The sequence below is a fragment of the Pseudomonas sp. GW456-12-10-14-LB2 genome (genome assembly GCF_002884345.1).
Taxonomy (GTDB): Bacteria; Pseudomonadota; Gammaproteobacteria; order Pseudomonadales; family Pseudomonadaceae; genus Aquipseudomonas; species Aquipseudomonas paraglycinae.
In genome coordinates this window covers 1-244 of record NZ_POHV01000281.1, presented here as the reverse complement: position 1 = coordinate 244, position 244 = coordinate 1, and the positions used below count along the sequence as shown (strand labels likewise).

Below are 244 nucleotides of genomic sequence, written 5' to 3'. Positions count from 1 at the left end.
GTCCAGAAACCGTGGACGAACAAATGCATCAGCGTGGTCGCGGCATAGGCCAGCAGCATGTAGCGAATGAACGGCTGCAGGCCGAATTGCTGGCGATATTTCACGAGCAGCAAATTCGCGGTGACGTTGGTCATGTAATAGGCCGCCGTCAGCCACGCGCTCTCATTGGTGTTGAGCCCGAGCGTGCCTTGCGCGAAGTTGAGGTTGACCTGGACCAGCGCATTGCCAAGGCCGCCGGTAATGC

The 244-nt window shown here is 58.6% G+C and carries 1 pseudogene; it reads right to left on the bottom strand.

What is annotated here, in order from left to right:
• Positions 1–244: pseudogene (locus tag C1X29_RS30205) on the bottom strand (MFS transporter); the annotation flags it as partial.